General features: G+C 60.7%; 22 protein-coding genes. 11 read left to right on the top strand and 11 right to left on the bottom strand.

Annotated elements, in window-relative coordinates; genetic code table 11:
• Positions 1-8: 8 nt before the first annotated feature.
• The 6 genes from Q1W70_RS02695 to gcl all read right to left on the bottom strand — a co-directional run bounded on the left by Q1W70_RS02695 (position 9) and on the right by gcl (position 7634).
• Positions 9-923: an urea transporter gene (locus Q1W70_RS02695; RefSeq protein WP_265537337.1), complete on the bottom strand. Its 915-nt coding sequence runs from the start codon at positions 921-923 to the stop codon at positions 9-11.
• A gap of 163 nt (positions 924-1086) precedes the next feature.
• On the bottom strand, positions 1087-2502 hold the full coding sequence (pyk, locus tag Q1W70_RS02690; RefSeq protein WP_166590877.1) for a pyruvate kinase: 1416 nt from the start codon (positions 2500-2502) through the stop codon (positions 1087-1089).
• Entirely contained in the window at positions 2492-3772 is a 1281-nt protein-coding gene (locus Q1W70_RS02685; protein ID WP_166590876.1) for a glycerate kinase type-2 family protein, read from the bottom strand. The genes pyk and Q1W70_RS02685 overlap by 11 nt, the downstream gene beginning before the upstream one ends.
• A gap of 173 nt (positions 3773-3945) precedes the next feature.
• Positions 3946-4836 (bottom strand): 2-hydroxy-3-oxopropionate reductase, encoded by an 891-nt coding sequence (locus Q1W70_RS02680; RefSeq protein ID WP_166590875.1) that lies wholly within the window; start codon positions 4834-4836, stop codon positions 3946-3948.
• Between the two features lie 172 nt (positions 4837-5008).
• Positions 5009-5791, bottom strand: coding sequence for a hydroxypyruvate isomerase (gene hyi / locus Q1W70_RS02675; protein WP_182343913.1), 783 nt, complete (start codon positions 5789-5791; stop codon positions 5009-5011).
• Positions 5792-5858: 67 nt separating this feature from the next.
• Positions 5859-7634 (bottom strand): glyoxylate carboligase, encoded by a 1776-nt coding sequence (gcl, locus tag Q1W70_RS02670; protein ID WP_166590873.1) that lies wholly within the window; start codon positions 7632-7634, stop codon positions 5859-5861.
• A gap of 268 nt (positions 7635-7902) precedes the next feature.
• On the opposite strand from gcl, the gene Q1W70_RS02665 reads away from it, so the two are divergent.
• Both Q1W70_RS02665 and Q1W70_RS02660 read left to right on the top strand, forming a co-directional pair.
• On the top strand, positions 7903-8343 hold the full coding sequence (locus Q1W70_RS02665) for a GlcG/HbpS family heme-binding protein (RefSeq protein ID WP_166590872.1): 441 nt from the start codon (positions 7903-7905) through the stop codon (positions 8341-8343).
• 211 nt (positions 8344-8554) lie between these two features.
• The gene (locus Q1W70_RS02660) at positions 8555-9013 is read left to right on the top strand and encodes an REP-associated tyrosine transposase (protein ID WP_166590871.1); all 459 of its coding nucleotides are present in this window, start codon (positions 8555-8557) and stop codon (positions 9011-9013) included.
• Positions 9014-9137: 124 nt separating this feature from the next.
• Here the strand turns inward: Q1W70_RS02660 and Q1W70_RS02655 are convergent, their stop codons facing one another.
• The gene (locus Q1W70_RS02655; protein ID WP_166590870.1) at positions 9138-9746 is read right to left on the bottom strand and encodes a TetR/AcrR family transcriptional regulator; all 609 of its coding nucleotides are present in this window, start codon (positions 9744-9746) and stop codon (positions 9138-9140) included.
• 133 nt (positions 9747-9879) lie between these two features.
• Between Q1W70_RS02655 and Q1W70_RS02650 the strand changes: the two genes are divergently transcribed.
• On the top strand, positions 9880-10794 hold the full coding sequence (locus tag Q1W70_RS02650) for a DUF808 domain-containing protein (protein WP_166590869.1): 915 nt from the start codon (positions 9880-9882) through the stop codon (positions 10792-10794).
• A 99-nt stretch (positions 10795-10893) separates the two neighbouring features.
• Here the strand turns inward: Q1W70_RS02650 and Q1W70_RS02645 are convergent, their stop codons facing one another.
• Both Q1W70_RS02645 and Q1W70_RS02640 read right to left on the bottom strand, forming a co-directional pair.
• Positions 10894-11682 carry an MlaA family lipoprotein gene (locus Q1W70_RS02645; RefSeq protein ID WP_166590868.1) on the bottom strand — a complete coding sequence of 263 codons (789 nt, stop codon included), beginning with the start codon at positions 11680-11682 and terminating at the stop codon, positions 10894-10896.
• Positions 11675-12973: a serine/threonine protein kinase gene (locus Q1W70_RS02640; protein ID WP_166590867.1), complete on the bottom strand. Its 1299-nt coding sequence runs from the start codon at positions 12971-12973 to the stop codon at positions 11675-11677. The genes Q1W70_RS02645 and Q1W70_RS02640 overlap by 8 nt, the downstream gene beginning before the upstream one ends.
• 223 nt (positions 12974-13196) lie before the next feature.
• Between Q1W70_RS02640 and Q1W70_RS02635 the strand changes: the two genes are divergently transcribed.
• On the top strand, positions 13197-13565 hold the full coding sequence (locus Q1W70_RS02635; protein ID WP_166590866.1) for a hypothetical protein: 369 nt from the start codon (positions 13197-13199) through the stop codon (positions 13563-13565).
• Between the two features lie 47 nt (positions 13566-13612).
• Here the strand turns inward: Q1W70_RS02635 and Q1W70_RS02630 are convergent, their stop codons facing one another.
• Positions 13613-15208: a glycoside hydrolase family 17 protein gene (locus tag Q1W70_RS02630; RefSeq protein ID WP_302098611.1), complete on the bottom strand. Its 1596-nt coding sequence runs from the start codon at positions 15206-15208 to the stop codon at positions 13613-13615.
• A gap of 287 nt (positions 15209-15495) precedes the next feature.
• Here Q1W70_RS02630 and Q1W70_RS02625 point away from each other — a divergent pair, with 287 nt between their 5' ends.
• From Q1W70_RS02625 to Q1W70_RS02615, 3 genes are all read left to right on the top strand, one after another.
• Positions 15496-16344 (top strand): glycine betaine ABC transporter substrate-binding protein, encoded by an 849-nt coding sequence (locus Q1W70_RS02625; RefSeq protein WP_095172027.1) that lies wholly within the window; start codon positions 15496-15498, stop codon positions 16342-16344.
• 218 nt (positions 16345-16562) lie between these two features.
• The gene (locus Q1W70_RS02620) at positions 16563-16874 is read left to right on the top strand and encodes a DUF485 domain-containing protein (RefSeq protein ID WP_166590864.1); all 312 of its coding nucleotides are present in this window, start codon (positions 16563-16565) and stop codon (positions 16872-16874) included.
• A complete protein-coding gene (locus Q1W70_RS02615; protein WP_182343922.1) occupies positions 16871-18529 on the top strand; it encodes a cation acetate symporter in 1659 nt (552 codons plus the stop codon). Before Q1W70_RS02620 ends, Q1W70_RS02615 begins: the two co-directional genes overlap by 4 nt.
• A 265-nt stretch (positions 18530-18794) precedes the next feature.
• On the opposite strand, the gene gltA is transcribed toward Q1W70_RS02615, so the two are convergent.
• Entirely contained in the window at positions 18795-20084 is a 1290-nt protein-coding gene (gltA, locus tag Q1W70_RS02610) for a citrate synthase (protein WP_007959044.1), read from the bottom strand.
• Positions 20085-20447: 363 nt separating this feature from the next.
• Here gltA and sdhC point away from each other — a divergent pair, with 363 nt between their 5' ends.
• The 4 genes from sdhC to Q1W70_RS02590 are packed head-to-tail and all read left to right on the top strand — an operon-like array spanning position 20448 to position 23676.
• Entirely contained in the window at positions 20448-20822 is a 375-nt protein-coding gene (gene sdhC, locus Q1W70_RS02605; protein ID WP_095167532.1) for a succinate dehydrogenase, cytochrome b556 subunit, read from the top strand.
• The gene (sdhD, locus tag Q1W70_RS02600; protein WP_003446906.1) at positions 20816-21184 is read left to right on the top strand and encodes a succinate dehydrogenase, hydrophobic membrane anchor protein; all 369 of its coding nucleotides are present in this window, start codon (positions 20816-20818) and stop codon (positions 21182-21184) included. The genes sdhC and sdhD overlap by 7 nt, the downstream gene beginning before the upstream one ends.
• Positions 21185-21187: 3 nt before the next feature.
• Complete coding sequence (gene sdhA, locus Q1W70_RS02595) at positions 21188-22960, top strand: succinate dehydrogenase flavoprotein subunit (RefSeq protein ID WP_166590862.1); 1773 nt, start codon at positions 21188-21190, stop codon at positions 22958-22960.
• 11 nt (positions 22961-22971) lie between these two features.
• The gene (locus Q1W70_RS02590; RefSeq protein ID WP_046032887.1) at positions 22972-23676 is read left to right on the top strand and encodes a succinate dehydrogenase iron-sulfur subunit; all 705 of its coding nucleotides are present in this window, start codon (positions 22972-22974) and stop codon (positions 23674-23676) included.
• Positions 23677-23819 lie beyond the last annotated feature (143 nt).

Below are 23819 nucleotides of genomic sequence, written 5' to 3'. Positions count from 1 at the left end.
ATCAATGATCAGCGCAGCCTAGGTTGATTCTCCTCCAGAGTGCAAGGTGTATGGCTGACAGTGGCCTTCACGAACATTTGCACGGTGCTGCGTACCAGCCAGCAGGCGAGAATGAACGGTGCGGTCAGCGTGGGCAGGCCGATGGCGGCAAACAGCGGCGTCAGCAACAGTGCCAGGGTGATGCCTACCAGCGGCAGCCACGGTTGCTGGCGTTGCGCGCTGAGGGCGAGGGCGGCGAGCACGGCGTTGTAGCCACCGAGGCCGAGCAATGCGCTGTAGAAGTCGTGATGCAGCATGCTCCAGCCCATGCCCGCGACCGAGGCCAGCAACGCCCAGCAGAAGGCGCGGCGGTCGGCGATCAGCAGTCCGCCGGCAATCATCGCACCGGCCAGCGGATGCCCCAGGAACATGACCTGGCCGATACCTTTGAGGGGCGCGGCGAGCATGTTCAGTGTGCTGACTTCGATCAAATGCGCGGTTGTCGGGGGCGTGGCGAAACACAACAGCAGCCAGCTCAGCACGACGAAGGGGGTGGTGTAGGCCGGCAGGTATTGGCTGACCCGCGCGCGTTTGAGCCACTGTTGCGTGATCATTGCGCTCAGGCCGCCGGCGGCCAGGATCAGCGGTGGCAGCAGCGCCGACCAGGGGAAATACAGGCTCAGCAGCAAGCCGAGCAGGACGCCGTTGTAGCTGAAAAGCCCAGCCTGGCGATCGGCCTTGGCATAGTTGCGGCGTTGCGCGGTGAGCAGCCCCGCGACACCGCCCAGCAGCGCGCCGCCCAGCAAGGCAGGCGCGGTAAACAAGATGGCACACAGGCACAGCAGGCCGCACAGCGGGTTACGCTGGAGGAAGATCTGGCTGAAGCCGTTGAGCAGGGCAGTCGCCCAGTCGGGGCAGTGGGTGTTGAAGTGGTTGGCAGGCATGGCAGTTCTGAAAGGGCAAAGGGAGCGAGTCGGTCGAGCGCGACCCCGGCTGATCGCCAGCAGGCTGGCTGCCACACTGAATCTCTGTTCAGTCGGGATTGTGTGATCAACACAGAACCCCTGTGGGAGCGAGCCGGCTCGCGATGAGGCCGGTATGGGCGCTCTAGATCAACGTCTCGATGCGCAACGAGTTAGTCGATCCCGGCTGGCCGAAAGGCACACCGGCGGTGATCAGCAAGGTGTCGCCGCGCTGGGCCATGCCTTGGGCCTGGGCAATTTCCAGGGCGGTAGAGCAGACCTCGTCGACCTGGCGCAAGCGGTCGTTGACCACCGAGTGCACGCCCCAGGCCACGCTCAGGCGTCGCGCAGTCGAGAGGTTCGGGGTCAGGTTGAGGATCGGCACCGCCGGTCGCTCCCGCGCCGCACGCAAGCTCGAGCTGCCCGACTCGCTGTAGTTGACCAGGACCGCCACCGGCAGGATGTTGCTGATGCGGCGGATTGCACAACTGATGGCGTCGGAGGTGGTGGCTTCGGCTTTCGGTCGGCTGACGTCGAGTTGCGCCTGATAGTCCGGGCCGCTTTCGACCTGGCGGATGATCTTGCTCATCATCTGCACGGCTTCGAGCGGGTATTCACCGGAGGCGGTTTCCGCCGACAGCATCACCGCGTCGGTGCCTTCGGCCACGGCGGTGGCGACATCGGTGACCTCGGCGCGGGTCGGTGCCGGGGAGAAGCGCATGGACTCGAGCATCTGGGTCGCCACTACCACCGGCTTGCCCAGTTGGCGGCAGGTGCTGATGATGTCTTTCTGGATCTGCGGCACGCTTTCGGCCGGCACTTCCACCCCCAAGTCGCCCCGGGCCACCATGATCGCGTCACTCAGCTCGGCGATTTCGCGCAGTTGCTCGACTGCCGAAGGCTTCTCGATTTTCGCCATCAGGAACGCCTTGTCGCCGATCAGGGCGCGGGCTTCGCGGATGTCCTCGGGACGCTGGACAAACGACAGGGCCACCCAGTCCACCCCCAGTTCCAGGCCGAAGCTCAGGTCACGGCGGTCCTTGGCGGTCAGCGGACTGAGATCGAGCACCGCTTGCGGCACGTTGACGCCTTTGCGATCCGACAGCTCGCCGCCATTGAGCACCGTGGTGTCGATGGCGTCGGCATATTTGCTGACTACCCGCAGGCGCAGCTTGCCGTCGTCCAGCAGCAGGTCCATGCCCGGTTCCAGCGCCGCGATGATTTCCGGGTGGGGCAGGTTGACCCGGCGTGCGTCGCCCGGCGTGGGGTCGAGGTCCAGGCGCAGGGCCTGGCCGCGCACCAGTTGCACCTTGCCTTCGGCGAACTTGCCGACCCGCAGCTTCGGCCCTTGCAGGTCCATCAGAATCCCCAGTGGGTAATTGAGCTGGCGCTCGACTTCGCGGATCCACTGGTAGCGCTGGGCGTGATCGGCATGATCGCCGTGGCTGAAGTTCAGGCGAAAGATGTTGACCCCGGCCTGCACCAGTTCGCGGATGTCTTCGATGCCGTCGGTGGCAGGCCCCAGGGTGGCGAGGATTTTGACCTTTTTGTCAGGCGTCATGTTTTGGGCTCTCGAGGATCAGGATGGCGCGGAAGTCGTTGACGTTGGTGCGCGTCGGTTCGGTGACGATCAGGGCGTCGAGCGCTGCGAAGTAACCGTAGCCATTGTTGTTGTCCAGCTCGTCGCTGGCGCTCAGGCCCAGGGCGGTGGCGCGGGCGTAGCTGTCCGGGGTCATCAGGGCGCCGGCGTTGTCTTCGGAGCCGTCGATGCCGTCGGTATCGCCGGCCAGCGCGTAGACGCCTGGCAGGCCCTTGAGGCTGTCGGTCAGGCTCAGCAGGAACTCGGCGTTGCGTCCGCCACGGCCATTGCCGCGCACGGTCACGGTGGTTTCGCCACCGGACAGGATCACGCAGGGCGCGGCCAGCGGCTGGCCATGCAGCACCACTTGGCGGGCGATGCCGGCGTGGACCTTTGCCACCTCGCGGGATTCGCCTTCCAGGTCCCCCAGGATCAGTGGGCTGAAACCGGCCTGGCGGGCTTTCACTGCCGCGGCTTCCAGGGATTGCTGGGGACGGGCGATCAGTTGGAAATGGCTGCGGGCCAGGCTCGGATCACCGGGTTTTACCGTTTCCGATTCGGGGCTTTGCAGCCAGTTGCGCACCGAAGCCGGAACTTCGATGGCGTACCGCTTGAGAATGTCCAGGGCCTGGCCCGACGTGCTCGGGTCGGCCACGGTCGGGCCGGAGGCGATCACGGTGGCGAGGTCGCCCGGCACATCGGAAATGGCATAGGTGTACACCGTGGCCGGCCAGCAGGCTTTGCCCAGGCGGCCGCCCTTGATGGCGGAGAGGTGCTTGCGCACGCAGTTCATCTCGCCGATGGTCGCGCCGGACTTGAGCAGGGCCTTGTTGATCGCCTGCTTGTCGGCCAGGGTGATGCCGGCTGCGGGCAAGGCCAGCAAGGCCGAACCGCCACCGGAGAGCAGGAAGATCACTCGGTCGTCTTCATTGAGGTTGCTGACCAGTTCGAGTACGCGCTTGGCCACGGCCAGGCCGGCGGCGTCGGGTACCGGGTGGGCGGCTTCGACCACTTCGATTTTTTCGCAGGGTGCGCCGTGACCGTAGCGGGTGACGACCAGCCCGGACACTTCACCCTGCCAGCAGCGTTCGACCACCTGGGCCATGGCGGCCGCGGCCTTGCCGGCGCCGATGACGATGACCCGACCGCTGCGGTCTTTGGGTAGATGGGCTTCGAGGACCTGTTGCGGATGGGCCGCGTCGATGGCGGTGGCGAACAGGTCGCGCAGGAATTGTTGCGGATCGACCGACATGGCGGGCTCCCGGAATTCTTGTTATTGGGATAGAGCGAACACTTGCGGGCAGCTCGGGCTCTTGTGGGAGCTGGCTTGCCTGCGATTCAGACGACGCGATTTATCAGGTACACCGCGGCGATTCCATCGCGGGCAAGCCCGCTCCCACAGGGAGAGCGGGTGGCCCCAAAGATTTACTTATCGCGAATCGAGAAATTCGCCATGTGCTCCAGGCCCTTGATCAGCGCCGAGTGGTCCCAGTTGCTGCCACCGATGGCCGCGCAGGTGCTGAACACTTGCTGGGTATTGGCGGTGTTGGGCAGGTTGATGTTCAGTTCCTTGGCGCCTTGCAGGGCCAGGTTCAGGTCCTTCTGGTGCAGGCTGATGCGGAAGCCAGGATCGAAGGTGCCCTTGATCATGCGCTCGCCGTGGACTTCCAGGATCTTCGAGGAGGCAAAGCCGCCCATCAGTGCTTCACGCACCTTGGCCGGGTCGGCGCCGTTTTTCGAGGCGAACAGCAGGGCTTCGGCCACCGCCTGGATGTTCAGCGCCACGATGATCTGGTTCGCTACCTTGGCGGTTTGACCGTCGCCATTGCCACCCACCAGGGTGATGTTCTTGCCCATGGCCTGGAACAGCGCCAGGGCGCGTTCGAAGGCATCGGCATCGCCGCCGACCATGATGCTCAGGGTTGCCGCCTTGGCGCCCACTTCACCGCCGGACACCGGGGCGTCGAGGTACTGCGCGCCTTTTTCGTTGATCCGGGCGGCGAAGGCTTTGGTCGCGGTTGGCGAGATCGAGCTCATGTCGATCACGACCTTGCCTTTGCCAACGCCGGCGGCAACGCCATCGGCGCGGAACAGCACGTCCTCGACCTGGGGGGTATCGGGGACCATGACGATGATGAATTCGGCTTCCTGGGCGACTTCCTTCGGGTTCGCCAGGGCGACGGCGCCAGCGGCGATCAGATCGGCAGGGGCAGCGTCGTGGTGTTGCGAAAGGAACAGGCTGTGCCCGGCTTTCTGCAGGTTTGCCGCCATTGGGTGGCCCATGATGCCGGTGCCGATAAATCCGATTTTAGCCATGAGAAAATCCTCTTGTTTTTATTGCTGCTTCAAGCAAATGGGCAACTGCTGCTTTTAGGAGGGAGCGAACTGGCTCGCGATAGCGGTGTGCCAGGCAGCATCGATGTGCGATGAGCCGGCGTCATCGCGAGCAAGCCGCAAGCGGGCACTCGCTCCTACATGGGGGGCAGCGTTAGATTGCGTTGTGGGTTTTCAGCCAACCCAGGCCTGCTTCAGTGGTGGTCAGCGGCTTGTATTCACAGCCAACCCAACCCTGGTAGCCGATGCGGTCCAGGTGTTCGAACAGGAAGCGGTAGTTGATCTCACCGGTGCCCGGCTCGTTGCGGCCCGGGTTGTCGGCCAGTTGGATGTGGTTGATCTCGCCCAGGTGCGCCGCCATGGTGCGGGCCAGGTCGCCCTCCATGATTTGCATGTGGTAGATGTCGTATTGCAGGAACAGGTTGGCACTGCCCACCTGTTCGCGAATCGACAGCGCCTGCGCGGTGTTGTTCAGGTAGAAACCCGGGATGTCGCGGGTGTTGATGGCTTCCATCACCAACTTGAGGCCGGCCGCTTGCAGCTTGTCGGCGGCGAACTTGAGGTTGGCGACGAAGGTTGCTTGCACCGTGGCATCGTCGACGCCTTGTGGGCGAATGCCGGCCAGGCAGTTGACCTGAGTGTTGCCCAGCACTTTGGCGTAGGCGATGGCCAGGTCGACACCGGCGCGGAACTCTTCCACGCGATCGGGGTGGCAGGCGATCCCGCGTTCACCCTTGGCCCAGTCACCGGCCGGCAGGTTGAACAGTACTTGGGTCAGGCCGTGGGCCTCCAGCTGGGCCTTGATTTCGGCGGAGCTGAAGTCGTACGGGAACAGGTATTCGACGCCACTGAAACCGGCCTTGGCGGCCGCTTCGAAGCGGGCAAGAAAATCCTGTTCGGTGAACAGCATGGACAGGTTGGCTGCAAAACGCGGCATGGTGGACTCCTGTAAATCTCTGGTGAGCGTTCCCGGATCCCGCAGGATGCGAGAACGCTCCTACAAATTAATCGAGCATCGAAATCGCGGTTGGCGCGTCGTTGCCGACCAGTGCCAGGTCTTCGAATTCGTTGACCGCGTTGATCTCGGTGCCCATGGATATGTTGGTCACGCGTTCCAGGATAATCTCGACGATCACCGGTACCTTGAACTCTTCGATCAGCTCCTGGGCCTTGCGCAGGGCAGGGGCGATTTCGGCCGGTTCGAAGACCCGCAGGGCCTTGCAACCCAGGCCTTCGGCAACCGCGACGTGGTCCACGCCGTAGCCGTTGAGCTCCGGTGCGTTGAGGTTGTCGAAGGACAGCTGCACGCAGTAGTCCATGTCGAAGCCGCGCTGCGCCTGACGGATCAGGCCCAGGTATGAGTTGTTCACTACCACGTGGATGTACGGCAGCTTGAACTGCGCGCCCACCGCCAGCTCTTCGATCATGAACTGGAAGTCGTAGTCGCCCGAGAGTGCCACAACCTTGCGGCTCGGGTCAGCCTTGACCACCCCCAGTGCGGCCGGAATGGTCCAGCCCAGTGGGCCGGCCTGGCCGCAGTTGATCCAGTGGCGCGGTTTGTAGACGTGCAGGAACTGCGCGCCGGCGATCTGCGACAGGCCAATGGTGCTGACGTAGCAGGTGTCTTTGCCGAACACCTGGTTCATCTCTTCGTAGACGCGCTGTGGCTTGACCGGCACGTTGTCGAAGTGAGTCTTGCGGTGCAGGCTGGCCTTGCGCTGCTGGCAGTCCTGCAGCCAGGCGCTGCGGTTTTTCAGTTTGCCGGCTGCGTGCCACTCGCGAGCAACCTCGATGAACACGGTCAGCGCGGCGGCGGCGTCGGAGACGATGCCCAGGTCCGGGGTGAACACACGGCCGATCTGGGTCGGTTCGATGTCGACGTGAATGAACTTGCGACCTTCGGTGTACACGTCGACCGAACCGGTGTGGCGGTTGGCCCAACGGTTACCGACGCCCAGCACCACGTCGGACTTGAGCAGGGTGGCGTTGCCGTAGCGGTGCGAAGTCTGCAGGCCAACCATGCCGACCATCAACGGGTGATCGTCGGGGATCGTGCCCCAGCCCATCAGGGTCGGAATGACTGGAATACCGGTCAGTTCGGCGAACTCTACCAGCAGCTCGCTGGCGTCGGCATTGATGATGCCACCACCGGCCACCAACAACGGACGTTCAGCCTGATCGAGCATGGCCAGGGCTTTTTCCACCTGCACGCGGGTCGCGCTCGGCTTGGCCAATGGCAGCGGTTGGTAGGCGTCGATGTCGAATTCGATCTCGGCCATCTGCACGTCGAACGGCAGGTCGATCAGCACTGGGCCTGGACGGCCGGAGCGCATTTCATAAAAGGCCTTCTGGAACGCGTAAGGCACCTGGCCCGGTTCCATGACTGTGGTCGACCACTTGGTCACCGGCTTGACGATGGTGGTGATGTCGACAGCCTGGAAGTCTTCCTTGTGCATACGGGCGCGGGGTGCTTGCCCGGTGATGCACAGGATCGGGATCGAGTCGGCCGAGGCGCTGTAGAGCCCGGTGACCATGTCGGTGCCGGCAGGGCCGGACGTACCGATGCACACGCCGATGTTGCCGGCCTTGGTGCGGGTGTAGCCCTCGGCCATGTGCGAGGCGCCTTCAACGTGGCGAGCGAGGACGTGATCGATGCCGCCGACCTTTTGCAAGGCGGAGTACAGCGGGTTGATCGCGGCTCCCGGGATGCCAAAAGCGGTATCAACCCCTTCACGGCGCATCACCAGAACGGCGGCTTCGATTGCTCTCATTTTGCTCATGGTTTTGTGCCTCTTTACGTTTTGTAATTGTATACAAGTGGCTTTGCGCAGAGTGTATTCACGGCGGATGGCGCAGGTCAATCCATTTTCTCAAGCGCTCGTTTCATTCGGCAAAAGCCCATAAACACTGTGGCGTTTCGTCGCACGAGGCGCATTTCGAAAATTATTGTATACAAAAAAATACTTCATTGTGTTCTATTTGTTGCATCGGACTGCGGCACCCACCCGCGTCCCACGGCTTTGTGAAAAACAAAATGAGGACGGCACCATGAGCGCTATAACCTTGAAAGTCGCAGTCAACCTGGCCAGTCAGGCCATCGCCGCGGGACGTGCCATAGCGGCAGCGCCCCTGACCATCGCGGTACTGGATGCCGGTGGGCATCTGATCACCCTGCAACGTGAAGACGGCGCCAGCCTGCTGCGCCCGCAGATCGCCATCGGCAAGGCCTGGGGGGCGATCGCACTGGGCAAGGGCTCGCGCCTGTTGGCGCTGGACGCCCAGCAACGTCCCGCCTTCATCGCCGCGCTCAATAGCCTGGGGCAGGGCAGTGTGGTGCCGGCGCCGGGCGGGGTGCTGATTCGCGATCAGCAGGGCACTGTGCTGGGCGCCGTGGGGATCAGTGGGGATCTGTCGGATATCGACGAGCAATGCGCGATCAATGCCATCGAGGCGCTGGGGTTGCGGGCGGATGCGGGGGTAGCGGCTTGATCTGCGGCGGCTGATCTAATGCCATCGCGGGCAAGCCCGCTCCCACAATGATCGAAGGTGCCCACATATTTTATGTACACCATCAGACCCTGTGGGAGCGGGCTTGCCCGCGATGGCTATCGACGGGACACATCCAGCTAAAGGTCCGCATGATCATCCAGCGCTTCCGGGGCTAGCCTTCTCATGACTTCATCATGAGAGTGGCAAAGGAATGCCGGATTCACCTGCTTCACATCGTCTACGCACGGGTCGCTATGCCGAACCCAATCGAATCTATTTACTGACCACCAATACGCTTGGCCGAGAACCGGTTTTCGCCGATTACGCTTTGGGCAGATTGGTAGTGCATCAATTTCGGAAGGCGCAAAGCCTGGGATTGGCAAACTCATTGGCTTGGGTTGTCATGCCTGACCATTTCCACTGGTTGGTGGAATTGGAGAAATGCTCACTCAGTAGTCTGATGCGGCAAACCAAATCACTGACTACGCGGGAGGTGAACCTTTCCACAGCCAGGCACGGACCACTCTGGCAGCAGGGCTATCACGATCGAGCACTGAGGCGAGATGAGGATCTGGTGAAGATGGCGCGGTATGTTGTTGCCAACCCGTTGCGCGCTGGGCTTGTAAAGCGTCTTGGCGACTATCCTTTGTGGGATGCGATTTGGGTCTGATCCACTCCCAGTTGCCGCCATCGCGGGCAAGCCCGCTCCCACAGGGATATGTGTGGCTCACAGAATATGAATTCTACAGGGAAACCTGTGGGAGCTGGCTTGCTCGCGAAGGCCGCGCAGCGATCTACCTGTCCGGCTCGCAGCCCTTGAGCACCAGGCGGATGATGGTCTGTGCGGCGGCTTCGTAGTCGTTTTCGTCGAGCTTGGCCTTGCCGGTGACGGCGGAGATCTGCCAGTCGAAGTCGGCGTAGGTCTGGGTTGCGGCCCAGATGCTGAACATCAGGTGGTTGGGGTCGATCGGGGCGATCTGGCCGCGGTCGATCCAGGTCTGGATGCATTCGATATTGTGCTTGGCCTGGCCGTTGAGCTGTTCGACCAGGTCGGCGCTCAGGTGCGGTGCGCCGTGCATGATCTCGCTGGCAAACACCTTGGAGGCAAACGGCAGGTCGCGGGAGATGCGGATCTTGGAGCGGATGTAGCCGCTGAGCACTTCGCTGGGTACGCCATCGGCGTTGAATGGCGTCGAGGCCTGCAGGATCGGCTCGATGATGCTTTCCAGGACCTCGCGGTAGAGGTTTTCCTTGGACTTGAAGTAGTAGTAGACGTTGGGCTTGGGCAAGCCCGCCTTGGCCGCGATGTCACTGGTTTTGGTCGCAGCGAAGCCTTTGTCGGCAAACTCCTCACTGGCGGCACGCAGGATCAGTTCTTTATTGCGCTCGCGGATAGTGCTCATAAACCAAGGTGTTCCTTGCCGGTACTGGCGGTGGCGCATGGTAGCACCGGCCTTGCGCAGCGCTCAAGAATGCCCATTGGCCCGATGGCAGGCTATGCTGCGCAACATCCATTTCCCAAGGAAACCCTGAGCCATGGCAGGAAGTAGTTTGCTGGTGCTGATCGACGATATCGCAGCCGTGCTCGATGACGTCGCGCTGATGACCAAGATGGCCGCGAAAAAGACCGCGGGCGTGCTGGGCGACGACCTGGCGCTCAATGCCCAGCAGGTCTCCGGCGTGCGGGCCGAGCGGGAAATTCCGGTGGTCTGGGCGGTGGCCAAGGGTTCGTTCATCAATAAGTTGATCCTGGTGCCCTCGGCGCTGGCCATCAGTGCGTTCGTGCCCTGGCTGGTAACGCCGCTGTTGATGCTTGGCGGTGCCTACCTGTGTTTCGAGGGCTTTGAAAAGCTGGCGCACAAGTTTCTCCACAGCCCGGCGCAGGATCGGGCCGAGCATGCGCAGTTGGTCGAGGCGGTCGCGGACCCGGCGGTCGACCTGGTGGCGTTCGAGAAGGACAAGATCAAGGGCGCCGTGCGCACCGACTTCATTCTCTCGGCGGAAATCATCGCCATCACCCTGGGCACCGTGGCGGATGCACCGCTGACCCAGCAGGTGATCGTGCTGTCGGGCATTGCCATTGTCATGACCATTGGGGTCTATGGCCTGGTGGCGGGTATCGTCAAGCTCGACGACCTCGGCCTGTGGCTGACCCAGAAGCCTTCGCAGATTGCCAAGGGCATTGGCGGTGCGATCCTGCGGGCCGCGCCCTACATGATGAAAAGCCTGTCGGTGATCGGCACTGCCGCGATGTTCCTGGTCGGTGGCGGGATCCTGACTCACGGCGTACCGGCCGTGCATCACTGGATCGAAGGCGTTAGCCAGAGCATTGGCGGCTGGTCGTGGGTCGTACCGAGCCTGCTCAATGCGGTGGCCGGAATTGTCGCGGGAGCGGTGGTGTTGGCGGGGGTGATGCTGGTGAGCAAGATCTGGCGTTCGGTCAAAGGCTGACGATCGCGGTTTTCGCTGGACAGCCCCAAGCGGGCGCCAGTTCCCACAAAAAAGGCCATTCGATCTGCATCGAATGGCCTTTTTTTATCACCGTAATAGTTATTCGGCGATCTGCAGCTTGCGTGCTTCGGTGTACACGTAGCGGACCTTTTCATACTCGAACGGCGAGTTCATCTGACCGTAGCGGAAGTTGGTCTGGTAGCGTTTGTCGACGCCGCGCAGGACCCAGATTTCCGGGTGGTTCTCGCTGACTTTCGAGACGTTGAGGAAGTTGACCGCCGACTCTGCGCTGTAGTCCACCACCAGCCCGCCGGTGTCGCGCAGGTTGGAAGGACCGAGGATCGGCAACATGAAGTAGGCGCCACCGGGAACACCGTAGAAGCCCAGGGTCTGGCCGAAGTCTTCGCTCTGGCGCGGCAGGCCCATGGCGGTTGCCGGGTCCCACAGGCCGGCGATGCCGATGGTGGTGTTGAGCAGCAGGCGGCCGGTGGTTTCCAGTGAGCGCTGGCCCTTGAGTTGCAGCAGGCTGTTCATCAGGTTGGGCACGTCACCCAGGTTGTTGAAGAAGTTGCTGACGCCGGTGCGCAGGAAGCTTGGGGTGATGTAGCGGTAGCCGTCGACCACGGGCAGGAATACCCACTGATCGAAGCGGTAGTTGAAGTGGTAGACCCGACGGTTCCACGACTCCAGCGGGTCATAGACGTTCAGCGCACTGAGGGTCGAGCGCTCGAATTCGCGCTGGTCCAGCCCCGGGTTGAACTTGAGTTTGGTCAATGGCTCGGTAAAGCCGTCCGGGTCGACCACTGTGGGCTCGTTGGCCTTGCTGTTGTCGGCATTGGCATAGCCTGCGCACAGCAACGCGGCGAGAAGCAGGAGAGATTTAGCCACGGAAAAACTCCAGCATGGCGTCGGCGTTGACGCGGTAGTTGAGGTTGCCGCAATGGCCGCCGTGAGGGTAGACCGTCAGGCGGTCACCAAAAGTCTTGCGCAGGAAACCGAGGTCGCCTGGGCCGAGGATCACGTCGTCGGCGTTGTGCATGACAGCGATTTTCGGGCTGGCTTGCAGGTAGTCCTTGAGCGCGTAGAGGCTGACCTGGTCGATCAGTTGCAGCAGGCTGCCACCGTCGGTGCGGGCGCGCCACATCGGAATCACCTGCTCGGTGAGGTAGCAGTCGAAGTCGCATTGCAGTGCACGCTTGAGGAATGGCGTGAGGCTGGTGCCTTCGGTGATCGGGTACTTGGGCGGAGTGATCAGGCCGCGACGGTTGACCAGGTCCGAGGTGTAGGCGATGTCGGCCGCGGAGAAGCGGAACGAGGTGCCGATCAGCATGGCCATCTGTTCGTTGGTCAGGTGCTGTTTGGATTGCTGGAAGTCGTAGAGCAGGGCGTCGTTGAGGTCGATGTAGCCTTTCTGCTGGAAGTAGCGGGTCAACTTGTTGAGCACCAGTTCATAGAAGGTGGTGCTGTTGCTGATGCCCTTGACCTCGGTTTGCACCAACTTGTCCAGGTTGGTGATGGAGGTGTAGAGGTTGACCGGCGGATTGAGCAGCAGGACTTTCTTGAAGTTGAAGCTGCGCCGGGTTTCGTCCAGGTGGGCCACGAAGGCCGCGTCCAGGGCGCCCAGGCTGTAGCCGGTGAGGTAGTAGTCGGTCACCGGCAGTTTCGGGTTCTGCGCACGCACCGCTTGCATCACGCGGTACAGGTCTTCGGCGTCTTCCTTGGATATGCCTGGGGTGGCGAAGCGCGACGCTGCACTGATGAAGTCGAAGCTGGTGGGCGAGGACAGTTGGACGACGTGGTAGCCGGCCTTGTAGTACAGGCGCTTGAGGTATTGGTTGTGGCTGCTGTCGTAGCGGGCGCCAGTGCCGGCGATCAGAAAGATCAGCGGTGCTGCGTGATCCTGGGTGGCCATGCGATAGGTGAGCTTCTTCACGGCCCAGAAGTTGTCCGGCAGTTCGAACTGACGTTCCGGGCGCAGGGTCAGGCTGTGATCCGATTGGTTGATGTCTTCGTCCAGGGGCAGCTCTGGCCTCAGGTCCGGAGGCGTCGTGGCAATAGTCGCTTCAAACGGGTTGGTAAGCGGGTAGCCATAACTGGTGGCATCGATATCTGCCCCCAGTGCGGACGCACTCAAGATAAGGCCGCCGAAAACGGCAGCAAAGCGCAAGGAACGGAGCATGACTAAATCCCTTAGAGGAAGGTGCCTAATGAAGTTCGCAGGCTATGACCACAGGTTATGCGCCAAAGTGCCATGAATCGGCACCAAACAGGCCTTATGGTGGGTAATAGTAGCTGGACGATACACTTTGCCGGTAATTGATGACCAGTTATCTGTTGATCTTCCTTGCGTCGTTTCGCGGGGGGATTAAGCTGGGCGCCGTTTTTGCCTATCGGAGTGTTTCATGTCCAGCCGTTTCCCCGTGATTTTACTGCTCATCGTCCTGCCGTTGTGGCTGGCCGCCAGTTATGGCGCGCGTTATGGCTTCATGGAGGATGCCCAGTGGGTGGGGATTTGCGTCGACGAGGCGAACCGCTGGCAATGCCAGTTGCGTGCAAACCTGGGGCTGCTGATTCACTTCAAGGTCATGGGCTGGGGGGCATTGGCGGCGGCTGTGCTGGGGTTTGTGCTGCCGGGGCGTGCGGGTTGGTGGCTGGCGGTGTTGGCGCTGGTGTTCGGCTTTCCCGCACTGGCGTTGTACAACACCGGCCTGGCGGTGTTTGCGGTGGTGATTGCGGGGCTGCGGTTGGTCAGGGCGCCGCGTGGCGCCTGACAGGCCTGATCGCGAGCAGGCTCGCTGCGCTGCTCGCGATGATGCCCTTAGCCGTGGCGCACCCTCAGGCTGCGCCACAGTGCAGCCACCAGCAGTCCGCTGACCAGCGCCCAGCCCCAGGCCTGCTGGTTGAATAAGCCTTCACGGTACAGCTGCGGGGCGATGCCGGCACCGATGATGAACGCCAGCAGGGCGATTTCGCGGCGCGGTGCGCTCACTGGGCGAATCAGGTAGACCAGCGCCGGCAACAGCAGGGCGGCGCTGGGGAAACTGCGATAGCGGGGTTCGAACACCAGCCCCAGCATCATGACCGCGCCTGCAAAGCCGGCCGCGGCCAGCAACCAGCCGGCACGTCGTTGCAGTGCATCAAACGCGCGCTCACGCCAACCGGTACGGGCGCTCAGGCTCAGCGCTGCGTGGGCCAGCACCAGCAGGTTCAGCGCCATCAGCAACGCGGCCCACAGCCATTCATCGAGCGAGCGGCTGGTGACCCGCGCCAGTTCCCCCCAGGTACCGATAGAGCAGGCCGCGACGGCGCCCAGCAGCGGCAGCACCAAGGCGGCGCGGGTGCTGCGTACGCGACCACCCAGCAGCAACGCACCGAGGAAAACCAGCCCGCCTACGGCCAGCCATTGAGGCCAGAGTGGCAGGTTGCTGACCGGGCCGGCGAGGATGTTCTTGTCCTGGCGATCGGCATCGAACAGGCCCCAATAACCGCCCACCGCGCCTTCGCTGCCGCGTTTCCACGGCTGGTCGAAGGCTTCGATCAGGTTGTAGTGCCAGCCTTCCTGTTCGGCCATGGCGACAAAACCACGAATGAATCGCGCTTCGTTGACCCGGCTGGGCAGGGCGGTTTCACGCTGGCGGCCTTCGCTGGGCCAGCCGGTTTCGCCGATCATCACGTCCTTGGGAGCGAAGCGGTTGCCGAACACCTGGCGCACTTGGGCAACATGCTGCAAGGCGGCATCGATGTTGGACGGCTCGTCTTCCCAATACGGCAGCAGGTGGATGGTCAGGAAGTCCACTTCGGGGGCGATTTGCGGGTGCTGGAGCCAGAACTCCCAGACGTCGGCGTAGGTCACTGGTTGCTTGACGCTCTGCTTGACCTGCTTGATCAGCTTGGCCAGTTGCGGGCCGGTGACTTCCTTGCGCAGCAGTGCCTCGTTACCGACGATCACCGCCGAGACGACATCCGGGTTGGCATTGGCCTCGGCAATCAACAGCTCGATTTCCTTGGCGGTGTCCACTGGGTTGCTGTTGACCCAGGCGCCGATCATCAGCTTCAGGCCATGTTTGCGCGCCAGTGCCGGCAACGCTTCAAGGCCGGTGACCGAGTAGGTGCGAATGCATTCGAAGCGGGTTGCCAGCAGGGCCAGGTCGGCGTCCATGCGCTCGGGGCGCAGGTTGAATGGCTGGTCGAACGGCGACTGGTCCTTGTCGAAGGGGGTATAGGAGGCGCACTGCAGTTTGTGCGTGGCGCTGGCGACATCCGGCAGCACCACCGGTTGGCCGAGGCCGTACCAGTAGCCGCCGAGGGCAAACAGGCCGAGCAGGCAGGCAAATGCATAAGCTAATAAAGGAAAACGCGCGGTGGCGGGCATGGTCAGACCGTCTGAGAGCAAAGCCGCGCATCTTACCTGCATTTGCCGGCGGTCTGGGTGTTGCGTGGTTTTGCCATGCAAGGTTCGGGCGGGATCGGCCGGGGTTTTACTGACGGCTGTCGTTACTGGCTTTCTGATGTCGTTTCTCGCTGCCTTGAGGTCGCTGACAGAGCAGGTCCCCTTGGGCGTGAGGTTGATGATCGAAGCATCAGTACTCCGCTGATGTTCGAACGAGTTTGCGGTGAAGCGTGATGGGGGCGCTGTGCACCATAACAATACGTTGACGCCGCTCGGCATCCGTCGGGCGCAGCACTTTCGGGGAAGTAACGATGAAGATGCGACGACTCTTAGGCGCCGGTGCCGTTCTGGCACTGGCGATGGGCTCTACTCTGGCTACCGCCGACAGCAAAACCCTGAGCATCGGCTATGTCGACGGTTGGTCCGACAGCGTGGCGACCACCCATGTGGCGGCGGAAGTCATCAAGCAGAAGCTGGGCTATGACGTGAAACTGCAGGCCGTGGCGACCGGGATCATGTGGCAGGGTGTGGCCACCGGCAAGCTCGACGCCATGCTCTCGGCCTGGTTGCCAGTGACCCACGGTGAGTACTGGGCCAAGAACAAGGACAAGGTGGTCGACTACGGCCCCAACTTCAAGGACGCGAAAATCGGCCTGATCGTGCCGGAGTACGTCAAGGCTGTCTCGATTGCCGACCTCAAGACCGACACCACCTTCAAGAACAAGATCGTTGGCATCGATGCCGGTTCAGGGGTAATGCTCAAGACCGACCAGGCGATCAAGGACTACGGCCTCGATTACAAACTGCAGGCCAGTTCGGGCGCCGCGATGATTGCCGAACTGACCCGCGCCGAAGACAAGAAAGACTCCATTGCCGTGACCGGCTGGGTGCCGCACTGGATGTTCGCCAAGTGGAAACTGCGTTTCCTTGAAGATCCAAAAGGCGTGTATGGCGCGGCGGAAACCGTCAACAGCATCGGCAGCAAAGGCCTGGAAGCCAAGGCGCCGGAAGTGGCCAAGTTCCTGCACAACTTCCAATGGGCGTCGAAGGACGAAATTGGTGAAGTAATGTTGGCGATTCAGGATGGTGCCAAGCCTGACGCAGCGGCCAAGGATTGGGTCGCCAAACACCCCGAGCGCGTCGCAGAGTGGATCAAGTGATTTGATTCGACGCGTCTAGTCAGCATCTTCCAGGCCCGTTTGGCATTTTTGCCAAGCGGGCCTTTGTGTTTCTGGTGCCAAAGCAGTGGTTTTTCTGTCCGGGGCACATTGGCGAAAGCGACACCTGCCTCTAAGACTAAGGTCGTCTGGAACCTCTCCTTGAGCCGCATAGAGTGGATAACGTTCCAACTAATAGCTGTGCTGCGAGGATAAAAACAATGAACGACAGCATTTACCTCTCGATTCAAAACAGCCCGCGCTTCAAGGAGCTGGTTCGCAAACGAGAAAAGTTCGCCTGGATTCTCTCGGCGATCATGCTTGGGCTGTACTCCGGATTCATTCTTCTGATCGCTTACGGGCCGCACGTACTGGGGGCAAAAATCAGCCCTGAGTCGTCGATTACCTGGGGCATTCCGATTGGTGTGGGGCTGATTGTGTCGGCCTTCATCCTGACCGCTATCTATGTGCGACGCGCCAACGGCGAGTTCGACGATCTGAACAATGCAATTCTGAAGGAGGCCAAGCAATGATCCGGCGTCTATTTGCTCTATTGAGCGTTGCAGCGTTCGCGCCGGGTGCCTGGGCGGCTGATGCCCTGACCGGTGCCGTGGCCAAACAGCCGCTGAACATTCCAGCAATCCTGATGTTCGTGGCCTTTGTCGGCGCGACGTTGTGCATCACTTACTGGGCCTCGAAGAAAAACAACTCGGCGGCCGACTACTATGCGGCGGGCGGCAAGATCACCGGTTTTCAGAACGGTCTGGCGATTGCCGGCGACTACATGTCGGCAGCGTCCTTCCTGGGGATTTCCGCGCTGGTGTTCACCTCCGGCTACGATGGCCTGATCTACTCGATCGGCTTCCTGGTGGGCTGGCCAATCATTCTGTTCCTGATCGCCGAGCGTCTGCGTAACCTGGGTAAGTACACATTTGCCGACGTGGCGTCCTACCGCCTTGGGCAAACCCAGATCCGCACCCTGTCTGCCTGCGGTTCGCTGGTGGTGGTGGCGTTCTACCTGATTGCGCAGATGGTCGGTGCGGGCAAGTTGATCCAGCTGCTGTTCGGCCTGGACTACCACGTTGCGGTGATTCTGGTCGGTGTGCTGATGTGCATGTACGTGCTGTTCGGCGGCATGCTGGCGACTACCTGGGTGCAGATCATCAAGGCGGTGCTGCTGCTGTCCGGTGCCTCGTTCATGGCGCTGATGGTGATGAAGCACGTCAACTTCGACTTCAACATGCTGTTCTCCGAGGCGATCAAGGTTCACCCTAAAGGTGAGGCGATCATGAGCCCGGGCGGCCTGGTGAAAGATCCGATCTCGGCATTCTCCCTGGGGTTGGCGCTGATGTTCGGTACTGCGGGCCTGCCGCACATCCTGATGCGCTTCTTCACCGTGAGTGACGCCAAAGAAGCGCGCAAGAGCGTGCTGTACGCGACTGGCTTCATTGGTTACTTCTACATCCTGACCTTCATCATCGGCTTTGGCGCGATTCTGCTCGTGAGCACCAACCCTGCATTCAAGGACGCTGCCGGCGCTCTGCTGGGCGGCAACAACATGGCGGCGGTGCACCTGGCCAATGCAGTGGGTGGCAGCATCTTCCTCGGCTTCATCTCGGCAGTGGCGTTCGCGACCATTCTGGCGGTGGTAGCGGGTCTGACGCTGGCGGGTGCTTCGGCGGTGTCCCATGACCTGTATGCCAGTGTGATCAAGAAGGGCAAGGCCAACGAGAAGGATGAGATTCGTGTCTCGAAGATCACCACTATCGCTCTGGCGGTGTTGGCGATTGGCCTGGGTATTCTGTTCGAAAGCCAGAACATTGCGTTCATGGTGGGCCTGGCCTTCTCCATTGCAGCCAGCTGTAACTTCCCGGTGTTGCTGCTCTCCATGTACTGGAAGAAGCTGACGACTCGTGGGGCGATGATTGGTGGTTGGTTGGGACTGGTCAGTGCGGTGGGGCTGATGGTGCTTGGGCCGACCATCTGGGTGCAGATTCTGCATCATGAGAAGGCGATCTTCCCTTACGAATACCCGGCGTTGTTCTCGATGATTATTGCGTTTGTCGGGATCTGGTTCTTCTCGATCACTGACAAGTCGGCAGCGGCGGACAATGAGCGGGCGCTGTTCTTCCCGCAGTTTGTTCGGTCGCAGACTGGGCTGGGGGCGAGCGGGGCGGTTTCGCACTGATTGCCTGAGGCTTATGTGTAAGTGGTAATGCGTCACTGAAATGCCCTGGTCGAGAGACTGGGGCATTTTTTTTGTTGGGCTTGGGGGGATGTCCGTTGCTGCGGTAATGGCTGCTTAGTGACCCGCCGTCAGGGCGCAACCGTAATAAGCCGCTACCGCAACGATGGATACACACCCAACCCCAAACCCCGCACAAACAAAAACGGCCTCCATTCACATAGAGGCCGTTTCCAGTGCAACTTAAGACGTCATCGCAAGACGGGTCTTATTTGCGGTCTTCCAGCTTGGTAATGTCACGCGACTCGTAGCCGGTGTACAGCTGGCGCGGGCGGCCAATCTTGTACGGGCTGGAGAGCATTTCTTTCCAGTGGGAAATCCAGCCTACGGTCCGCGCCAGGGCGAAGATCACGGTGAACATGCTGGTTGGAATGCCGATTGCCTTGAGGATGATCCCCGAGTAGAAGTCGACGTTCGGGTACAGCGAGCGTTCGATGAAGTACGGGTCGGTCAGGGCGATCTCTTCCAGGCGCATGGCCAGTTCGAGTTGCGGATCGTTCTGGATGCCCAGTTCCTTCAACACTTCGTCGCAGGTCTGTTTCATGACGGTGGCGCGCGGGTCGCGGTTTTTATAAACGCGGTGGCCGAAGCCCATCAGTTTGAACGGATCGTTCTTGTCCTTGGCCTTGGCGATGAACTTGTCGATGTTCGAGACATCGCCAATTTCGTCGAGCATGGTCAGTACCGCTTCGTTGGCGCCGCCGTGAGCCGGGCCCCAGAGTGCGGCAATGCCGGCAGCGATACAGGCGAACGGGTTGGCACCCGAGGAGCCTGCCAGGCGAACGGTGGAAGTCGAGGCGTTCTGCTCGTGGTCGGCGTGGAGGATGAAGATCCGGTCCATGGCCTTGGCGAGTACCGGGCTGATCGGTTTGATCTCGCACGGGGTGTTGAACATCATGTGCAGGAAGTTTTCCGCGTACGACAGGTCGTTGCGCGGGTACATCATGGGTTGGCCCATGGAGTACTTGTAAACCATCGCTGCCAGGGTTGGCATCTTGGCAACCAGGCGAATCGCGGAGATTTCGCGATGCTGCGGGTTATTGATGTCCAGGGAGTCGTGGTAGAAGGCCGAGAGAGCGCCGACTACGCCGCACATGACCGCCATCGGGTGGGCGTCGCGGCGGAAGCCGTTGAAGAAGGTCTTCAGCTGCTCGTGAACCATGGTGTGGTTCTTCACGGTGCCGACGAACTGGGCCTTTTGCTCTGCGGTCGGCAGTTCGCCGTTAAGCAGCAGGTAGCAGGTTTCCAGGTAGTCCGACTTTTCAGCCAGTTGTTCGATCGGGTAGCCGCGGTGCAGCAGGATGCCGTTATCGCCGTCAATATAGGTAATCTTCGACTCGCAGGAAGCGGTCGACATGAAACCCGGGTCAAAGGTGAAGCGGCCCGTGGCGGTCAGGCCCCGGACGTCGATAACATCGGGACCAACGGTGCCGGTTAAAATGGGCAGCTCGACGGGGGCTGCGCCCTCGATGATCAACTGCGCTTTTTTGTCAGCCATGTGGCCTCCTATTTATGCTTGAAATCATCAGACAGACCCCCCACGCAGGGCCCGCACCACTATAGTGAGATAAATTCGAATGTCAATTTGCCTAAAGTCTTGCCCCAGAAGGCTTTAACCACACTTTTTCCTCGAAATTGCCTGCCGTTTACGCCTTTTATCCCGCTTGTGCAATCAGCTATTAGGGGAAGGTGTTTGCGTTGTCATTAGTAACCTAACTGTCTATACTCGGCAGCCGACCGCCAAGGGCTTTTGGGCCTGTTTTGATGGGGGTCGCATCCCTGGGTGGTGGTTACCTGACCAGTGCACTCCCCAACAACTTTGCCCTGATTGTTAGGGGCTCTTCAGTGTGAAAAAAAAGCCGTGAATAGCCAACGACCTGTAAACCTAGACCTAAGGACCATCAAACTCCCCATCACCGGCGTTACGTCGTTTCTTCACCGTGTTTCCGGCATCATTCTCTTCCTGGGCCTTGGCTTCATGCTGTATGCATTGGGCAAATCCCTGGGTTCCGAGGAAGGTTTCGCCGAGGTGAAGGCATGCTTGACCAGCCCGCTGGCCAAGTTCGTAGCATGGGGCCTCCTGTCCGCTCTGCTGTATCACCTGGTAGCCGGTGTGCGCCACTTGATCATGGATATGGGCATCGGTGAGACGCTGGAAGGCGGCCGCCTGGGCTCGAAAATTATCATCGCCGTTTCCGTGGTGTTGATCGTTCTGGCAGGAGTTTGGATATGGTAACCAGCGTTACGAACCTTTCGCGTTCGGGCCTCTATGACTGGATGGCACAACGTGTGTCTGCGGTCGTTCTCGCGGCTTATTTCATTTTCCTGATCGGGTACCTCGTTGCGAACCCAGGCATTGGCTACGCCCAATGGCATGAGCTGTTCGCAAGCAACTGGATGCGTATCTTCAGTCTGTTGGCCCTGGTGGCCCTGGGCGCTCACGCCTGGGTCGGCATGTGGACCATCGCGACCGACTACCTGACGCCAATGGCGCTGGGCAAGTCCGCGACTGCAGTACGTTTCCTTTTCCAGGCAGTATGCGGCGTTGCGATGTTCGCTTACTTCGTCTGGGGTGTGCAGATTCTCTGGGGTATCTGATTCATGGCTAACATTCCAACGATTTCTTTCGACGCCATCATTATTGGTGGCGGCGGTGCTGGCATGCGCGCAGCGCTGCAACTGGCACAAGGCGGTCACAAGACTGCCGTGATCACCAAGGTTTTCCCGACGCGTTCGCACACTGTATCGGCCCAGGGTGGCATCACCTGCGCCATCGCTTCTGCGGATCCGAACGATGACTGGCGCTGGCACATGTACGATACCGTCAAGGGTTCCGACTACATCGGTGACCAGGACGCTATCGAATACATGTGTCAGGAAGGCCCGGCCGCGGTGTTCGAACTGGACCACATGGGTCTGCCGTTCTCCCGTACCGAACAAGGTCGTATCTACCAGCGTCCATTCGGCGGTCAGTCCAAGGATTACGGCAAAGGCGGGCAGGCTGCCCGTACGTGCGCCGCTTCCGACCGTACCGGTCACGCGCTGCTGCACACCCTTTATCAGGGCAACCTGAAAGCCGGTACTACTTTCCTGAACGAGTACTACGCTGTTGATCTGGTGAAAAACGCTCAAGGCGAGTTCGTCGGCGTTATCGCTATCTGCATCGAAACCGGCGAAACCACCTACATCCGTGCCAAGGCTACCGTTCTGGCTACCGGCGGTGCGGGTCGTATCTACGCCTCCACCACCAACGCCCTGATCAACACCGGTGACGGCGTTGGCATGGCTCTGCGTGCTGGCGTTCCGGTACAAGATATCGAAATGTGGCAGTTCCACCCAACCGGCATCGCCGGCGCCGGTGTACTGGTGACCGAAGGTTGCCGTGGTGAAGGTGGTTACCTGATCAACAAGCACGGCGAGCGTTTCATGGAGCGTTATGCTCCGAACGCCAAGGACCTTGCCGGTCGTGACGTGGTTGCTCGCTCGATGGTTAAAGAAATCATCGCTGGCAACGGTTGCGGTCCGAATGGCGACCACGTAATGCTCAAACTCGACCACCTGGGCGAGGAAGTGCTGCACAGTCGTCTGCCAGGCATCTGCGAACTGTCGAAGACGTTTGCCCACGTTGACCCGGTTGTTGCGCCGGTTCCGGTTGTTCCGACTTGCCACTATATGATGGGCGGCGTTGCCACCAACATTCACGGCCAGGCGATCACCCAGAACGACGAAGGCGTGGATCAGATCATTCCTGGTCTGTTCGCTGTTGGTGAAGTGGCTTGCGTATCGGTTCACGGTGCCAACCGCTTGGGCGGCAACTCGCTGCTCGACCTGGTGGTATTCGGCCGCGCTGCTGGCCTGCACCTGGAAAAGGCGCTGACCGACGGTATCGAATACGACGACGCCACCGACGCCAATATCGAAGCTGCCCTGGCGCGCCTGTCCGCTCTGAACGAGCGTACTGACGGTGAAGACGTGGCAACCCTGCGTCGCGAACTGCAAAGCTGCATGCAGAACTACTTCGGTGTATTCCGTACCGGCGAATACATGCAGAAGGGTATTGCCCAGTTGGCCGACCTGCGCGTGCGCATCGCCAACGTCAAGATCAACGACAAGTCGCAGGCGTTCAACACTGCGCGGATCGAAGCCCTTGAGCTGCAGAACCTGCTGGAAGTGGCTGAAGCTACCGCCATCGCTGCCGAAGTACGTAAAGAGTCCCGTGGTGCTCACGCCCGTGAAGACTTCGAAGACCGTGACGACGAAAACTGGCTGTGCCACACCCTCTACTTCCCGGGTGACAAGCGCGTGACCAAGCGTGCTGTGAACTTCTCGCCGAAGACTGTTCCGACTTTTGAACCTAAGATTCGGACTTATTAAGGGTGGCCGCCATGTTGAAAGTCAGCGTTTATCGTTACAACCCTGATCAGGACGCTGCGCCGTTCATGCAGGAATTCTCGGTCGATACCGGTGGTAAAGACCTGATGGTGCTGGATGTGCTGGCCCTGATCAAAGAGCAGGATGAGGGTTTCTCTTATCGTCGCTCTTGCCGTGAAGGTGTTTGCGGTTCCGACGGCATGAACATCAACGGCAAAAACGGCCTGGCGTGCGTTACGCCGCTGTCCGCCGTCGTAAAAGGTAACAAGTTGATCGTTCGTCCTCTGCCAGGTTTGCCGGTTATCCGTGACCTGGTCGTCGATATGAGCATCTTCTACAAGCAATACGAAAAGGTTAAGCCTTACCTGCAGAACGATACGCCGGCTCCGGCCATCGAGCGTCTGCAGTCCCCTGAAGAGCGTGAAAAGCTCGACGGTCTGTACGAGTGCATCCTGTGCGCTTGCTGCTCGACCTCCTGCCCGTCCTTCTGGTGGAACCCGGACAAGTTCCTGGGTCCAGCTGCCCTGCTGCAAGCGTACCGCTTCCTGGCAGACAGCCGTGACACCAAGACGTCCGAGCGTCTGGCGTCCCTGGATGATCCGTTCAGCGTATTCCGCTGCCGCGGCATCATGAACTGCGTCAACGTTTGTCCGAAAGGCCTGAACCCGACTAAGGCCATCGGTCACATTCGTAACATGCTTCTGCAAAGCGGCGTGTGATTCAGCTGTAGCAAATGTAGGACCGCTGTACCCGTAGAGGCCAAGGCGCGGGCTTCAACCCGCGCCATGGCTATAACCAGAGCAGTAGCCCATAAAGCTGCAGCTCTTATTTTGAAGAAATGAGACAAGCAGGGGCATCCGGG

The sequence above is a fragment of the Pseudomonas kielensis genome, assembly GCF_030505375.1.
In the GTDB taxonomy this organism is placed as follows: Bacteria; Pseudomonadota; Gammaproteobacteria; order Pseudomonadales; family Pseudomonadaceae; genus Aquipseudomonas; species Aquipseudomonas kielensis.
The sequence above is the reverse complement of the archived record's forward strand: the minus strand, read 5'-3'. Positions and strand labels throughout refer to the sequence as shown.

Coding starts and splice junctions, on each gene's coding strand:
- Q1W70_RS02695 (WP_265537337.1), bottom strand. CDS start 923: ATGCCTGCCAACCACTTCAACACCCACTGCCCCGACTGGGCGACTGCC.
- pyk (WP_166590877.1), bottom strand. CDS start 2,502: ATGACGCCTGACAAAAAGGTCAAAATCCTCGCCACCCTGGGGCCTGCC.
- Q1W70_RS02685 (WP_166590876.1), bottom strand. CDS start 3,772: ATGTCGGTCGATCCGCAACAATTCCTGCGCGACCTGTTCGCCACCGCC.
- Q1W70_RS02680 (WP_166590875.1), bottom strand. CDS start 4,836: ATGGCTAAAATCGGATTTATCGGCACCGGCATCATGGGCCACCCAATG.
- hyi (WP_182343913.1), bottom strand. CDS start 5,791: ATGCCGCGTTTTGCAGCCAACCTGTCCATGCTGTTCACCGAACAGGAT.
- gcl (WP_166590873.1), bottom strand. CDS start 7,634: ATGAGCAAAATGAGAGCAATCGAAGCCGCCGTTCTGGTGATGCGCCGT.
- Q1W70_RS02665 (WP_166590872.1), top strand. CDS start 7,903: ATGAGCGCTATAACCTTGAAAGTCGCAGTCAACCTGGCCAGTCAGGCC.
- Q1W70_RS02660 (WP_166590871.1), top strand. CDS start 8,555: ATGCCGGATTCACCTGCTTCACATCGTCTACGCACGGGTCGCTATGCC.
- Q1W70_RS02655 (WP_166590870.1), bottom strand. CDS start 9,746: ATGAGCACTATCCGCGAGCGCAATAAAGAACTGATCCTGCGTGCCGCC.
- Q1W70_RS02650 (WP_166590869.1), top strand. CDS start 9,880: ATGGCAGGAAGTAGTTTGCTGGTGCTGATCGACGATATCGCAGCCGTG.
- Q1W70_RS02640 (WP_166590867.1), bottom strand. CDS start 12,973: ATGCTCCGTTCCTTGCGCTTTGCTGCCGTTTTCGGCGGCCTTATCTTG.
- Q1W70_RS02635 (WP_166590866.1), top strand. CDS start 13,197: ATGTCCAGCCGTTTCCCCGTGATTTTACTGCTCATCGTCCTGCCGTTG.
- Q1W70_RS02630 (WP_302098611.1), bottom strand. CDS start 15,208: ATGCAGGTAAGATGCGCGGCTTTGCTCTCAGACGGTCTGACCATGCCC.
- Q1W70_RS02625 (WP_095172027.1), top strand. CDS start 15,496: ATGAAGATGCGACGACTCTTAGGCGCCGGTGCCGTTCTGGCACTGGCG.
- Q1W70_RS02620 (WP_166590864.1), top strand. CDS start 16,563: ATGAACGACAGCATTTACCTCTCGATTCAAAACAGCCCGCGCTTCAAG.
- Q1W70_RS02615 (WP_182343922.1), top strand. CDS start 16,871: ATGATCCGGCGTCTATTTGCTCTATTGAGCGTTGCAGCGTTCGCGCCG.
- gltA (WP_007959044.1), bottom strand. CDS start 20,084: ATGGCTGACAAAAAAGCGCAGTTGATCATCGAGGGCGCAGCCCCCGTC.
- sdhD (WP_003446906.1), top strand. CDS start 20,816: ATGGTAACCAGCGTTACGAACCTTTCGCGTTCGGGCCTCTATGACTGG.
- sdhA (WP_166590862.1), top strand. CDS start 21,188: ATGGCTAACATTCCAACGATTTCTTTCGACGCCATCATTATTGGTGGC.
- Q1W70_RS02590 (WP_046032887.1), top strand. CDS start 22,972: ATGTTGAAAGTCAGCGTTTATCGTTACAACCCTGATCAGGACGCTGCG.